The sequence below is a fragment of the Sphingomonas sp. genome (genome assembly GCF_024508665.1).
In the GTDB taxonomy this organism is placed as follows: domain Bacteria; phylum Pseudomonadota; class Alphaproteobacteria; order Sphingomonadales; family Sphingomonadaceae; genus Sphingomonas.
Genome location: NZ_JANINP010000001.1, coordinates 353,690 through 368,044, shown reverse-complemented (window position 1 = coordinate 368,044; position 14,355 = coordinate 353,690). Strand labels below are relative to the sequence as shown.

The 14,355-nt window shown below is 64.6% G+C and carries 10 protein-coding genes; 7 read left to right on the top strand and 3 right to left on the bottom strand.

Annotation, left to right across the window (positions count from 1 at the left end; translation table 11 throughout):
• The first annotated feature begins 37 nt into the window (after positions 1-37).
• The gene (locus Q0L25_RS01625; protein WP_296611178.1) at positions 38-1,522 is read left to right on the top strand and encodes a glycerol kinase; all 1,485 of its coding nucleotides are present in this window, start codon (positions 38-40) and stop codon (positions 1,520-1,522) included.
• 150 nt (positions 1,523-1,672) lie between these two features.
• Here Q0L25_RS01625 and Q0L25_RS01620 read toward each other — a convergent pair whose 3' ends face one another.
• Positions 1,673-2,398: a Crp/Fnr family transcriptional regulator gene (locus Q0L25_RS01620; protein ID WP_296611177.1), complete on the bottom strand. Its 726-nt coding sequence runs from the start codon at positions 2,396-2,398 to the stop codon at positions 1,673-1,675.
• Positions 2,399-2,479: 81 nt separating this feature from the next.
• Here Q0L25_RS01620 and Q0L25_RS01615 point away from each other — a divergent pair, with 81 nt between their 5' ends.
• Entirely contained in the window at positions 2,480-3,169 is a 690-nt protein-coding gene (locus tag Q0L25_RS01615; protein ID WP_296611176.1) for an aspartate/glutamate racemase family protein, read from the top strand.
• 48 nt (positions 3,170-3,217) lie between these two features.
• On the opposite strand, the gene Q0L25_RS01610 is transcribed toward Q0L25_RS01615, so the two are convergent.
• Positions 3,218-4,756, bottom strand: a complete 1,539-nt coding sequence (locus Q0L25_RS01610; protein WP_296611175.1) for a hypothetical protein — start codon at positions 4,754-4,756, stop codon at positions 3,218-3,220.
• Positions 4,757-5,129: 373 nt separating this feature from the next.
• Here Q0L25_RS01610 and Q0L25_RS01605 point away from each other — a divergent pair, with 373 nt between their 5' ends.
• On the top strand, positions 5,130-6,398 hold the full coding sequence (locus Q0L25_RS01605; RefSeq protein WP_296611174.1) for an MFS transporter: 1,269 nt from the start codon (positions 5,130-5,132) through the stop codon (positions 6,396-6,398).
• Positions 6,399-6,401: 3 nt separating this feature from the next.
• On the opposite strand, the gene Q0L25_RS01600 is transcribed toward Q0L25_RS01605, so the two are convergent.
• The gene (locus Q0L25_RS01600; protein WP_296611173.1) at positions 6,402-8,156 is read right to left on the bottom strand and encodes a class I adenylate-forming enzyme family protein; all 1,755 of its coding nucleotides are present in this window, start codon (positions 8,154-8,156) and stop codon (positions 6,402-6,404) included.
• Between the two features lie 130 nt (positions 8,157-8,286).
• Here Q0L25_RS01600 and Q0L25_RS01595 point away from each other — a divergent pair, with 130 nt between their 5' ends.
• The 4 genes from Q0L25_RS01595 to Q0L25_RS01580 all read left to right on the top strand — a co-directional run bounded on the left by Q0L25_RS01595 (position 8,287) and on the right by Q0L25_RS01580 (position 14,312).
• On the top strand, positions 8,287-9,513 hold the full coding sequence (locus Q0L25_RS01595) for a serine hydrolase (protein WP_296611172.1): 1,227 nt from the start codon (positions 8,287-8,289) through the stop codon (positions 9,511-9,513).
• A gap of 104 nt (positions 9,514-9,617) precedes the next feature.
• Positions 9,618-11,654 carry a 3-hydroxyacyl-CoA dehydrogenase NAD-binding domain-containing protein gene (locus Q0L25_RS01590; protein ID WP_296611171.1) on the top strand — a complete coding sequence of 679 codons (2,037 nt, stop codon included), beginning with the start codon at positions 9,618-9,620 and terminating at the stop codon, positions 11,652-11,654.
• A gap of 142 nt (positions 11,655-11,796) precedes the next feature.
• On the top strand, positions 11,797-13,128 hold the full coding sequence (locus Q0L25_RS01585) for an amidase family protein (protein ID WP_296611170.1): 1,332 nt from the start codon (positions 11,797-11,799) through the stop codon (positions 13,126-13,128).
• On the top strand, positions 13,125-14,312 hold the full coding sequence (locus Q0L25_RS01580) for an acyl-CoA dehydrogenase family protein (protein ID WP_296611169.1): 1,188 nt from the start codon (positions 13,125-13,127) through the stop codon (positions 14,310-14,312). The genes Q0L25_RS01585 and Q0L25_RS01580 overlap by 4 nt, the downstream gene beginning before the upstream one ends.
• Positions 14,313-14,355: the final 43 nt, after the last annotated feature.

Here is a 14,355-nt window from a genome sequence, read left to right as displayed (position 1 = left end):
CATTGGCGGGCAAAGTAATCCCGGCTAGCTTCGCAAAATGGGCGACAAACTGCTGGTCATCGACGAAGGTACCACTTCCACCCGCGCGATGCTGTTCGCGCCCAACGGCACATGCCTGGGCAGCGAGTCGGCCGCGCTGACGCAGCATTACCCCGCCCCCGGTCTGGTCGAGCACGACGCCGCCGAGATTTGGGATCGCACCGTCGCCTGCGCTCGGAAAATGATCGAGCTGGCGGGCGGGCCGGAGGCAGTGGCCGCGATCGGCATCACCAATCAGCGCGAGACAGTGGTGTTCTGGGATAAACAGACCGGCGAGCCGCTGGCGCCTGCGATCGTCTGGCAGGATCGCCGCACAGCATCGTGGTGCCGTGAGCTCAAGGAAGCCGGCCACGAGCCCACGGTTCAGGCGCGCACCGGACTGCTGCTAGACCCCTATTTCTCCGGCTCCAAGATCGGATGGGCGATGGCAAATTGGCCTCAGCTCAAGGCGGCCGGTGACCGGCTGGCGATCGGCACGATCGATTCCTGGCTGGTGTGGAAATTGACCGCGACCGGAAATGGCGGCGGGCTGCATATCACCGACGCGACCAACGCCAGCCGGACCGCGCTGATGGCGATCGGCAGCGGGCATTGGGACGACGGTCTGATCGAATTGTTCGCCGCACCGCGCCAAGCGCTTCCCGAAATCGTCGATTGCGCGGGAGATTATGGCAGCACGACGTTGTTCGGCGCGCCGATCCCGATCTGCGGCATGGCCGGCGATCAACAAGCGGCGACGATCGGTCAGGCCTGCCTGGCGCCCGGCGACACCAAGGCGACGTTTGGCACCGGAGCATTCGTGCTGACGCAATATGGCGCGCACCAGCCGATGTCGAAGAACCGGCTGCTCGCGACGGTCGCGTGGCAGCTCGACGGGCGGCGCGCTTATGCACTGGAGGGATCGGTGTTCGTCGCCGGCAGCCTGGTCCAATGGCTGCGCGATTCGCTCAAGCTGATCGCCACCGCCGACGAGACCGAAGCACTGGTGCGATCGGTCGAGGACAATGCCGGAGTCTACCTGGTCCCCGCGCTGTCGGGCCTGGGAGCGCCATGGTGGGAAGCCGAAGCGCGGGGCTCGATTTCGGGGCTGAGCTTCACCGCGACCCGAGCGCATATCGTCCGGGCCGCACTGGAGGCGATGGCGCACCAGGCGAACGACCTGAAAACCGCTTTCGCGGCCGACGGCGCCGATTGGAAGACATTGAGAATCGACGGCGGCATGGTGGCGAACGACTGGATCGCGCAGGATCTTGCCGACATGCTCGACGTCGCGGTCGAACGGCCATGCTTCTCCGAAACTACCGCGCTGGGTGCCGCGATGCTGGCCGGAGTGGGCGTCGGCCTGTTCGCGGATCTGAAGGCCGCCTCGGTCATGCGCGGCAAGATAGACACTTTCCGCTGCGGCCTTTCAGCCGAGGCGCGACGGACCCGGCTCGACGGATGGGCGGCGGCGGTCAAATCGGTGATCAACGCGACGCACTGATATTCGCACCTTCGATCAGCTTCACGCTTCCCCGGCGAAGGCCGGGGCCCAGCTTCGGCGAATTCGAGATGGCGTCCAGGTATCGAGAACGGAATGCGGCTGGGCCCCGGCCTTCGCCGGGGAAGCGTATATTTTGCTCGGACCGCCCGCTCAGGGCGTCCGGGTATGGTTGTCGAAATAGAGGTAATCGGGCTGGAATTCGCCGGTCGAGGCAAGGCGATCGAAATCCATCATCGTGACGATGCGGTCGGAAACCTCGACCATCCCCGCCTCGCGCAAGACACGTAACGTCCGATTGACGTGGACCGAGGTCAGTCCGCATGCCTCGCCAAGATCTTGCTGGGTCAATGGCCAAGCGAAGCTGTTATCCTCGACCAGACCGACCGCGTCGAGCCGCGAATAGGTTTCGCACAGCATATGGGCGACGCGTCCCACCGCATCGAGCCGCCCGAGCCGGAAAATCCATTCGCGGTGCATCGCAGCGTCGAGCAGAGTCGAGAACCACAGCACGCGGCCAAGATGCGGCAAGCGCTCGATGATCTGCGTCAGCTTGTCATGCGGCGCATAGGCGACGGTGCACTCGCTCAACGTGGCGATATCGTGATCGAGCCGTTGCAGCGGATAGCCGTGCAGATCGACGAAATCGCCCGGTGTCTGAATGCTCACGAGTTGCCGGTGGCCGTCGGCGCCGTCCATGTAACGGCACATGAAGCCCGAGATGAGGAAGGTCGATCGCGTGACGACATCGCCGCGACTCGTCACCACCTTGCGCCGCGGCAGCGTCACGGGCGCGGTCAGGACGCTCTCTATGGCTTCCTTTTCTTCATCGCTCAGCTCACGGCGGCGGCGGCCCCGCAGGAAATTGTCGGTCAGCATGCTATTCTTCAAACCTCTTCGGAAGCGTAACGATCATATCCGATTCTTGGTTTCCTTAGCAGGAAACGCCATAGCGACACGATGAAGACGATCGGCCTTATCGGCGGCATGAGCTGGGAGAGCTCGGCGCAATATTATGCGATCATCAATCGCGCGGTGCGTGAACGTCTTGGCGGGGCGCATTCCGCCGAGATACTTCTTTACTCGCTCGACTTTGGCGAAATCGAGCGACTTCAACGCGATGGCGCCTGGGCTTCGCTCACTGCGCGAATGGTGGACGCGGCCCGACGCCTGGAGGCGGGTGGCGCGGATTTCGTCTTGATCTGCAGCAACACGATGCATTTGATGGCGGACGACGTATCGGCAGCGATCGGCGTCCCGCTGCTCCATGTGGTCGACCCGACCGCGGCGGCGGTCCGCCGGGCAGGGCTGAGTCGCATCGGGTTGTTGGGCACCGCCTTCACCATGGAGAAGGCCTTTTATCGCGACCGGCTAGCGGCCGCAGGGATCGAGACACTGATTCCCGACGCCGACGACCGGCGTGAGGTTCATCGCGTGATCTACGAGGAACTGGTCGCGGGAAAGACCGAAGCAGCGTCGCGGGCCGCATATCGCGAGGTGATCGCACGGCTGGTCGCGCGCGGCGCACAAGCGATCGTGCTCGGCTGCACCGAGATCATGCTGCTGGTCGACCAATCGGACAGCGCAGTGCCGTTGTTCGATACAACCAGCCTCCACGCGCTCGCCGCGGTCGACCTGGCGCTCGATTGATCGCCGGGGGCGGTCGCCCGCCCCCGGTCCCCCTTATGATAGCCCGGGCTATTTGCGGGCCGCGACCGCCTCGGTCCGGCCGTCGGATGCCAGCGCGCGGTCGCTGATCGACCATAAGGAGTCGACGCCGATCTTGCCGTTCAGGATCGCGTTATTGAGCGCGAAGATGTCGAGCGCGCTGGGACCACCCGGCGCCTGATATTCGGTGTTCGACGCCGGCCACGCCGCGCGGTGATGACAATTCATGCAATTGGTCTTGATCGGATGGTCGGCGGCAAGCTCGATATAAGGGTTGAACGCCACCGGCCATTGGTTGCTGCCCGGACTCGCGGGGATGCCATAGGTCGCCGCCATCAGATAATTGCGCCACGGCCCCGGCGCCTCGACCGGCGACAGGTTCGGCCGGTCGGCGGCATAGGGACTGGTCCCCGGCATATCGTTCCACCATACCGACTGGAACGTCCAGGCAGGCTGCTCCTTGGTCATGATGTGCATCGCGATCAGGATCAGATAATCGCCCTGCTGGAACATCCGGCCATAGGCATAATAAGCCGAGGCATCGAGGATCGCGCGATCGCATTGCGCCATCTTCGAGAGATCCGGCTTGTAATTGTAGAAGCGGTCGACCCCGACCGCGCGTGGCTTGGCATAGGTGTTGGGCCCGAGCGGCTTGCCGTTCATCGTCACGCCGTGGAGGAAGCTGACCGAAGCAGGTATGACCTGCGCCGCCGGCGTCGTGGTCACCGCCACGGCCTTTGGCCATTTCTTCTGGATTTCGAAGCCGGCATAGACGCCGTCATCCGATGCAGGATCGTTCCAGATCGGCAGCGCGGTGAACTGGCCCGCCGCCACCGGCCACATCATCGGCTTGAGGACGATCGAGCCGTCGGGCATCGCCGCCATCTGCTTCGTCTGATCGGGCGGCGGGATCAGGCCGTTGAGCGTCGATTGCAGATAGAGCTTGTTGTTGCGGATCCAGTCGAATGCGGGCTGGTTGTAGATCACCCCCGCGACCATGACGTCGCCATTATTCTGCAAGGTCGGTCCGTTGGCCAAAGCGTAATCGGCGGGCGTCGTCCCTTGCAGGCAAGGCGTGCCCTTATAGCGATCGACCACCGGCTGCGGCACGGCATAGGTCGGCGAGACCGGAAAGTTGATCGGATCGGCGCCGGCGCTCGATCCGTTGTTGAGCTTGAACTTGCGCATTGGCACCGTCGCGACCGCCGGCTGCGTCTTGGCAAGCTTGGCGGTGACCGAGGGGTCGGGCGCGAATGCCTGGGTTTCGGTGCACCAGCTTTGCCAGATCGGCTTGCCGCCGGCCATCGTGTTGAGCGCGGCCCACACATTCCATCCGTGCTGGCGCGTGCGGGCGACGTTGCCGCTTGTCACCCAGCCTTCGACCGTGGCGGCCTTTTGCGGATAGTCGAACCCGGACGGGATATTCTGCGGTGTCGGGCAAGCGGCGTTGGCGATGCCTGGCGCCGGCGCAGTCGACGATTTCTTGGTCGTACACGCAGCGGCGAAGATCAGCATCGCGGCGATCAAAGCGGCCGATTGGAATGGGCGGCGGACAGCGAAGCGCATCATGGCATCCCCCCGTATTTATGAGAGAATGTTACGCCTTCCGCCGTCAACATGCCAGCAAGGAAGCCACCATTTCGGACAGTTTCGTCGGCCGGATTTTGGTGCTGATAGTTTAACCGTCATGCCGGGCTTGTCCCGGCATCCAATGTGCAGCAACTCATGAACTCCGCTGTGGAGGCTTGGACCCCGGAACAAGTCCGAGGTGACGTCCGGTTTGGCACTCCAGATCGACTTCCAACTCACGCCCAGCCTTGTTGTCAGCCATTCGAATGGCGTCGCCGGCCACCTATAGCCTGCGTGCATCGAACCCCAGCGCACCGCGATTGACTTGCGCCACGCGACACCGCTTGATGCCGCCGACGAGCTGGGGAGCAGGATGAGCATTATTACCGCGCCGCGGGTCACCGCTTCCCAAGTTGTAGGCGTGACGCTCGGCAACGCGCTCGAATTCTACGATTTCCTGATCTTCACTTTCTTCGCCGTCGAGATCGGCAATACTTTCTTCCCCGCCACCGACCCGCAAACGAGCCTGCTCGCCGCCCTCGCCACGTTCGGCGCGGGATTTCTGACCCGCCCGCTCGGCGGGCTGGTGATCGGCGTGCTCGGCGATCGCCTCGGACGGCGGCCGATGATGCTGTTGTCGTTCGCGCTGATCGGGATCGCCAGCCTGGGCGTCGCGCTCACGCCGTCCTACGCCGCGATCGGCATCGCCGCGCCGCTGCTCGTACTGTTCTGGAGGCTCGTCCAGGGATTCGCGCTGGGCGGAGAAGTCGGCCCGAGCACGGCGTTCCTGGCCGAAGCGGCGCCGCCGCACCGCCGCGGCCTGTACGTTTCGATGCAAATGTTCGGGCAGAATGTCGCGGTCCTGGTCGCCGGCCTGATCGGACTCGCATTGGCGCAAGTCATGGACGATGCGGCGCTCGCAAGTTGGGGCTGGCGGATCGCGCTGGCGCTCGGCGTCGGCGTCGTGCCGATCGGGCTCATCCTGCGGCGGACCTTGCCCGAGACCCTGCCCAGCGACGCGCCGGCGATCCGTGCGCCGCCGCTCCGCGATTATCGCCGCACCGCGATCATCGCCTTCCTCGCGTTATTGTCGGGGACAATCATGACCTATGTCACCAACTTCCTGACGACTTTCGCCAAGACCACGCTGCATCTGCCGTCCGACATTGCGTTCTGGGCGACGATCGCGGTCGGCATTGGCGGAACGATCGGCGCGCCGCTCGGTGGGTGGCTCGCCGATCGCTACGGCCGTCGTCCGGCGATGATCCTACCGACTTTGGTCGTCTGCCTGGCCACCCTGCCCGCTTTCTGGCTGCTGACCATCGCGCCAGGCAAAGCGAGCCTGTTCGTCGTGGGATGCGGGTTGCGCCTCTTGATCGGAATCGCGCTGAGCGCGGTGCTGGTCCACATCACCGAGGATTTTCCGGCGCGCGTCCGCTCGGGCGCGCTGGCGATCGTCTATGCGCTGGCGATCTCGATCTTCGGCGGCTCGACCCAGTTCGTCGTGGCGTGGCTGACGGGCGTCACCGGCAACCCGCTGGCCCCTGCCTGGTATATGGCAGCGGCCGCGGTGGTCGGGTTCGCGGCGCTCTGCTTTGCGCGCGAAACCGCGCCGGAGCGTGCGCCGTCGCGAGGTCGATAGCTCTTAAGCCGCCTCGCTCGCCCGATCCTCGAACAAGCCCTTCAGATCCTTCTTCAGGATCTTCCCGTTGGCGTTGCGCGGCAGCGTTTCGTGCACGAAACGGATCGCCACCGGCACCTTGAACGCCGCGAGCCGTTCCCGCACCCAGGCCTGCAATTCCGCCTCGGTCGCGGACGTGCCGGGCGCGAGATGGACGACTGCCGCCGGCTCTTCGCCCAAGGTTCGATGCGGGATGCCGATCACCGCCGCATCGGTCACCGCCGGATGCTCATAGAGCGCGTTCTCGACTTCGGACGAATAGATGTTCTCGCCGCCGCGGATGACCATGTCCTTGGCGCGATCGACGATATAGAGGAACCCCTCTTCGTCGAGCCGCGCGAGGTCGCCGGTGCGCACCCAACCGTCGACGAAGGTTTCCGCCGTGGCCTCGGGCTTGTTCCAATAGCCCTTCACGATCATCGGCCCGCGCGCCCACAATTCGCCCACCTCGCCGATCGGCAGCACGGTGACCCCGTCATCGGCGCGAATTTCGAGGTCGGCGGTCGCCACCGGCGGGCCGGCGCTGGTCGGGCGGTTGAGATAATCCTCGCTCGAATGGTGCGTGACCGTCGCCATCGTCTCGGTCATGCCCCAGCCATTGCCGGGGAGCGCGCCGAATTCCTCATAGATCTTCTTGACCAGCTCGGGCGCCGAGGGCGCGCCGCCATAAGCGATCGCCTCGATCGAGGAGAGGTCGTATTTGTGGCGATCGGGATGTTCGAGCAGCTGCCAGGCGATGGTCGGCACGCCGCCGGTAAAGTGAACCTTCTCGCGCTCGATGATCTCCATCGCCTTCACCGTATCCCATTTACGCATGAAGATGGTGGTGCTGCCGCTCGCCATGGTCCCCATCAGCCCGGCCGAGCAGGCAGTGACGTGGAACATCGGGATCACCGTCAGGCTGGTGCGCGGAGTCGGGTCGGGGATCGGCTCGCCGCGGCGGATGAAGCTGCGCGCGCCCGAGAAGCCGCCCGACATGATGTTGGTCATGAGGTTGCGGTGCGTGCCCAGCGCGCCCTTGGGATTGCCGGTGGTGCCGCTGGTGTAGAAGATCGTCGCGTCGTCATCGCTGTCGATCTCGACTCGCGGCCGATCGTCCGCCGGCAGATCCGCCCAGCTTTTCGGCCCGCCGATAATGTCTTCGAGTGCAATGGCGCCGTCGATCGGCGCGGGCGAGCGGGCGACGATCAGACGTTCGACGTTGGTCAACTCTGCCAGATGCGGCCTGATCCGCTCATAGCGCTCGGCGTCGACCAGCAGGACCTTGGCCCCCGAATCCTTGATGCCATATTCAAGCTCGGCACCGGTCCACCAGGCATTGAGCGGCACCGCGATGGCGCCGAGCGTCGTGATCGCGAAGAAGATCACCGGCCATTCGGGCAGGTTGCGAGTCGCGAAGGCGACGCGATCGCCCTTGCCCACGCCCATGTCCTGGAATGCGCGGGCAAGCGCCGCCGTGGCGCGGTAATTCGCCTCATAGCTGACGCGCTCGTCCTCGAGGATGGTGAACAGCCGCGCCCCATGCGTGCGCGACAGATCGAGCAGCACGCCCAGATCGTGCGGCGCGTATTTCCAGATACGCGTCGGCACGCCGCGAATCTCGATCATTTCCATCTCGAACTTGGTGCCTGGCGCGGTCAGCGCGGCGGTCGCGTCCTTCAGCGAAACCTTCGGCCAGGCGGGATCGAGGGCAATTACGGGTTCGGGTGCGCCATTCATTGACAAGGATCCGCTCTCCAGCTTCGGCTATGCAGGTCTTCGCCTGCGCGATTTTGCAACGTTAGAGTTGATTCGAGCGGCGCTCAAGGCAATAGAGAGTCGGAATTTGAAATAGGGGTATGGAAGAGCGATGCTGATGAAAGCGCCCGAAAAGCATGGCTTCGACGCCGCGCGCCTCAACCGCATTCCGGCATTCCTGAAGGAACGGTACCTCGATTCGGGCAAATTGCCGAACGCGCAGATATTGATCAGCCGCGACGGCGAGATCGTCCATTTCTCGAGCCAGGGCGCGGCGGTCGAAGGATCCGACAAGGCGATCGACGAGGGGTCGATCTTCCGCATCGCCAGCATGACCAAGCCGATCACCTCGGTCGGGTTCATGATGCTGGTCGAGGAGGGCAAGGTCGCGGTCGACACGCCGGTCCATCACGTCCTGCCCGAATTCAAGGGGATCGGCGTCTATAATGGCGGCGGTGGCGGCGTGCCGTTCCTGCCGGTGACGCCGACCGCCGAGCCGATGCGGATGCTGGATCTGCTCCGCCACACGTCCGGCCTGACCTATGGCTTTCAGAACCGCACCAATGTCGATGCCGCCTATCGCGAGGGCAAGATCGACAATTGGCATGGTGGTAACGATCTCGACGGCTTCGTCGCCGCGCTCGGCCAGCTGCCGCTCGAATTCTCGCCCGGCACGGCATGGAACTATTCGGTGTCGACCGACGTGCTCGGCGCGGTGATCCAGCGCGTGTCGGGCATGCCGCTCGACCAGTATTTCGCCGAGAAGATCTTCAAACCGCTCAAGATGGACGATACCGGCTTTGTCGTGCCCGAGGGCAAGGTCGATCGCCTGACCGACTGTTACACCTTCGTCGCCGGCAAGGGCCGGGTCATGTACGACCGCGCGAGCGAAAGCGCATGGCGGCGCCAGCCCAAATTGCTGTCGGGCGGCGGCGGACTGGCATCGACCGCGCTCGACTATCATCGCTTCTGCCAGATGTGCGCGAATGGCGGCGAGTTGGACGGCGTTCGGCTGCTCGGGCGCAAGACGCTCGACCTGATGACGATGAACCATCTGCCGGGCAAATCAGACCTGTCGACGCTGTCGCGGTCACTGTTCAGCGAGACGCAAAATGCGGGGACCGGTTTCGGCCTGGGCTTCGCCGTCACCGAGGATGTCGCCAAGACGATGATCCCCGGATCGGCGGGCGAATATTATTGGGGCGGGATGTTCTCGACCGCGTTCTTCATCGACCCGGTCGAGCGGCTGCACATGGTGTTCATGACCCAGCTCAGCCCGTCGGGCCTTTACCCGATCCGCCGCGAACTGAAGACGCTGATCTATTCGTCGCTGACCTAATCCGTCGCCCCGGCGGAGGCCGGGGCCGCCGGCCGCATCGCCGGCAACGGACCAGAACATAGCGGCCCCGGCCTCCGCCGGGGCGACGATTTCAGGAGAGAAGAATGTCCGACAATCCCGCCTCGCCGATCCGCACCGAACGCCATGGCGACGTGCTCGTGATCATTTCGAACAACCCGCCGGTCAACGCACTCGGCGCGGCGGTGCGCGAAGGTCTCGAAGCCGGGATCAAGCAGGCCGAGGCCGATGCGACGATCAAGGCTGTGGTGATCCGTTGCGACGGCCGCACCTTCTTTGCCGGTGCCGACATCACCGAATTCGGCAAGCCGATGAAGGGTCCTGGCCTCGGCGCGGTGATCGACATGATCGAGGCGCTCGACAAGCCGGTCGTCGCCGCGATCCACGGCACCGCGCTGGGAGGCGGCTGCGAGGTCACGCTCGGATGCCATTATCGCGTTGCCGTGCCCTCCGCGAAGATCGGCACGCCCGAGGTGAAGCTCGGCCTGTTGCCGGGCGCCGGCGGCACGCAGCGCATCCCGCGCATCGCCGGGGTCAAGCTCGCGCTCCAGATGACCGCGATCGGCGATCCCATCTCCGCCAAGGCCGCGCACGAGGCCGGGCTAATCGACAAGATCGTCGGCGAGGACAGCCTGGAAGCGGACGCGATCGCCTTCGCCAATGAGGTGGCCGGGAAATTCCCCCTGCCCCGCGCCTCGGAAAAGACCGCCGCGGCCGATCCCGCCGCGGTCGAGGAATTCAAGAAGGCCAATGCCCGCAAGTTCCGCGGTTTCGATGCGCCCGCCGCCAACATCCGCTGCGTCGAGGCAGCCACCCGTGGCACGTTCGAGGAGGGCATCGCGGTCGAGCGCGAGGAATTCATGAAGCTGATGATGGGCACGCAATCCGCTGCCCAGCGCTATATGTTCTTCGCCGAGCGTCAGGCGGCCAAGGTCGACGGCATCCCGGCCGATGTCCAGCTGCGCCCGATCAAGAAGGTCGGCGTGGTCGGCGCCGGCACCATGGGCGGCGGAATCAGCATGAATTTCCTCACCGCCGGCATTCCGGTGACGATCGTCGAGACCGCGCAGGAGGCGCTCGATCGCGGGGTCGGCGTGATCCGCAAGAATTACGAGAATTCGGCCAAGCGCGGCCGCTTCACACAGGAAAAGGTCGAGCAGATGATGGGGCTGCTGACCCCCAGCCTGAGCCTCGACGATCTCAAGGATTGCGACCTCGTCATCGAGGCGATCTACGAGAATATGGACGTCAAGAAGGAGCTGTTCGGCAAGCTCGACACAATCGTCAAATCCGGTGCGATCCTCGCTTCCAACACGTCTTACCTCAATGTCGACGAAATCGCGTCGGTGACCGGCCGTCCCCAGGACGTGCTGGGCATGCACTTCTTCTCGCCGGCCAATGTCATGAAGCTGCTGGAGGTCGTTCGCGGCGCCAAGACCGCGCCCGACGTGCTGGCCACGGTGATGGCGCTCGCCAAGCCGATCGGCAAGGTGGCGGTGGTTTCGGGCGTGTGCCCGGGCTTTATCGGCAACCGTATGCTGTCGGCGCGCAACGCGCCCGCAAACGCGATGCTGATGCAGGGCGCGCGGCCCGAGCAGATCGACAAGGCCTTGGTCGATTTCGGCTTCCCGATGGGCGTGTTCCAGATGGGCGACCTCGCTGGCGTCGATATCGGCTGGCACCGCGATCCGACCAAGCAGGACACGATCCGCGACGTGCTGTGCGCGCGCGGGCGCTGGGGGCAGAAGACCGGCAAGGGCTGGTACGATTATGACGAGAACCGCAACCCGACGCCCTCGGCCGAAGTCGCGGAGATTATCGAGGATTTCCGCAGCCGCTCGAATCAGCCGAAGAAGGACTTCACCGACGAGGATATCATCGCCGCGACGATCTACCCTATGGTCAACGAGGGCGCGAAGATCCTCGACGAAGGGATGGCGCAGCGTGCGTCGGACATCGATGTCGTGTGGATCTACGGCTATGGCTGGCCGGTCTATCGCGGCGGCCCGATGTTCTGGGGCAACACCGTCGGGCTCGACAAGGTGGTGGCCGGGCTCGAGGCGAACGGCGTCGAGGTGTCGCCATTGCTGAGGCGCAAGGCGGAGGCTGGCGAGAAGTTTTAAGGCATTATCGCCCTCTCCCCTCCGGGGAGAGGGCAGACGAGCGCGGCGTCGGCCGCGCGACGTCGGGAGAGGGGCAGTTGGAGAGCGCGGTGAGACACACTGCCCCTCTCCCCAACCCTCTCCCCGATGGGGAGAGGGAGTTATGGAAGTCCTTGACCGCGTGACCGAAAAATCGGCGATCGAAACCGCCAGGGCGATTCGCGCCGGCGAGACTACCGCAATGCTCGAATGCGAAGCGGCGATCGCGCGGATCGAGGCGCGCGACGGTCCGCTCAACGCGGTGGTGGTGCGCGATTTCGACCGCGCCCGGCACCAGGCGCACGAAATGGACCAACGGTTGGCGGCGGGCGATTCCGCACCGCTGCTCGGTGTGCCGATGACGGTCAAGGAGAGCTTCGACCTCGACGGACTCAAGACGACTTGGGGCTTGGAAGCGGCGCGCGATTTCGTCGCTCGGGAGGATGCCGAGGCGGTCAAGCGGCTCAAGGCCGCCGGTGCGGTGATTCTCGGCAAGACCAATGTTCCGCCGCTCCTCGCCGACCTCCAGGCGAACAACCCGATCTACGGGCGCACCAACAACCCACACAATCATGATCGCGTCGCGGGCGGCTCATCAGGCGGAGCAGCGGTGGCGCTTGCCGCCGGCATGGTGCCGCTCGAACTCGGCAGCGATATCGGCGGCTCGATCCGCGTGCCGGCCGCCTTCAACGGCGTCTGGGGGCACAAGCCGACCTTCGGGGCGCTTAACCGCGATGGCCATTTCTTCCCCGGCACCGACGGCGCGCCGGGCGAATTGTCGGTGATCGGCCCGATGGCGCGCAATCCCGACGACCTGGCGCTCGCGCTCGACATCTTGTCCGACCATCCGCTCAAACAGGCCGACAACCGCCCGGCGAGCGAGTACCGCATCCTGGTCCTCAATACGCATCCTCTCGCAAAGGTCGCGGCATCGATCGCCGACGCGCTCGACCGCCTAGCCGACGCGCTCCACGATCTTGGCGTCTCGGTCGACCGCAAGAGCGAACTGCTGCCCGATCTCGAGGCGCAGCAGCGCAACTACATGAAGATGCTCAACATCACGATCGCGCGCGGCGTGCCGCAGGATGGATCGGCGCCGACCAGCTTGGTGCAATGGTTCGACCTGCGCGACGAGCAGGCGCGCAACAAACGCGCCTGGAACCAGCTGTTCCGCAGCTATGACGCTGTAATCGCGCCGACGCTCGGCGTCACTGCCTTCCCGCACGACGCCACGCCGCTGCCCAAGCGGATGCTCGACATCGACGGCGAACCGACCCCGTTTGGACTGCAATTCGCTTTTCCCGGTCTCGCCACATTCCCGATGCTGCCCGCGACCAGCTTTCCGATCGGCATCGATCCCGATGGCCTGCCGATCGGCGTCCAGGCGATCGCCGATACCTATCTCGACCACAAAGCCATTGCCGTCGCGCGGCTGGCCCATGGAGCAATGCAATGAGTGATGATCTCGACACCTTTCGCGCCGAGACGCGCGCCTGGCTCGAAGCGAACTGCCCCGCCGAAATGCGCGAGCCAGTCCGGTCCGACGCCGACGTCGTCTGGGGCGGGCGCGACCAGTCGAAGATGACGCCGGCGCAGAAGCAATGGATGGACGTCATGGGTGCGCGCGGCTGGACCGTGCCCGACTGGCCGAAGGAATATGGCGGCGGCGGACTGTCGCCGGCCGAAACCAAGATCCTGCGTGAGGAAATGGCGCGGCTGAAATGCCGCAATCCGCTCAATTCGTTCGGTATCTCGATGCTCGGGCCGGCGCTGCTCAAATACGGAACCGAGGCGCAGAAGCTCGAACACCTGACGAAAATCGCGCGGGGCGAGATCCGCTGGTGTCAGGGCTATTCGGAGCCCGGCGCCGGGTCGGATCTCGCTGGCTTGCAGACCTCGGCGGAGGACAAAGGCGATCATTATCTGGTCAACGGCCAGAAGGTGTGGACCAGCTACGCGAATTATGCCGACTGGATCTTCTGCCTCGTCCGCACCGACAAGAGCGTGAAGCAGGCCGGCATCAGCTTCCTGCTGTTCGACATGGCGACCCCCGGCGTCTCGACCAAGCCGATCCTGCTGATCTCGGGCTATTCGCCGTTCTGCGAAACCTTCTTCGACAATGTGAAAGTCCCCAAGGAAAACCTCGTTCACGAAGTGAACAAGGGCTGGGACGTCGCCAAATATCTGCTCGGTCACGAGCGCGAGATGATCAGCGGCATGGGCCTCGGCTCGACCGGCGGCAACCCACTGGTCGACGGCGCGAAGAAGACCGTTGGATTGGCCGATGACGGTACGCTCGCCGATCCGATCCTGCGCGCGCAGATGGCGCTGTTCGAGGTGCGCGCCAAGGCGTTCACCGCGATGTCGGAGAAGTTCATCGACGAATTGAAGGCCGGCAAGGCGCACCCTGCCCAGCCGTCGATGATGAAATATTACGGCACCGAACTGAACAAGTCGCGCCACGAGTTGATGATGGCGGCGGGCGGATCCCACGCGCTCGAATGGGAAAGCCAGGAGTCGAACAACGGCGCCGCGCCACGCGCCTGGCTGCGGACCAAGGCGAACTCGATCGAAGGCGGCACCAGCGAGGTGCAGCTCAACATCATCTCGAAACGGATTCTGGAATTGCCGGACAGATGATCGTCATCCCGGCGAAAGCTGGGATCTCGCGCCGCAAGCGCAC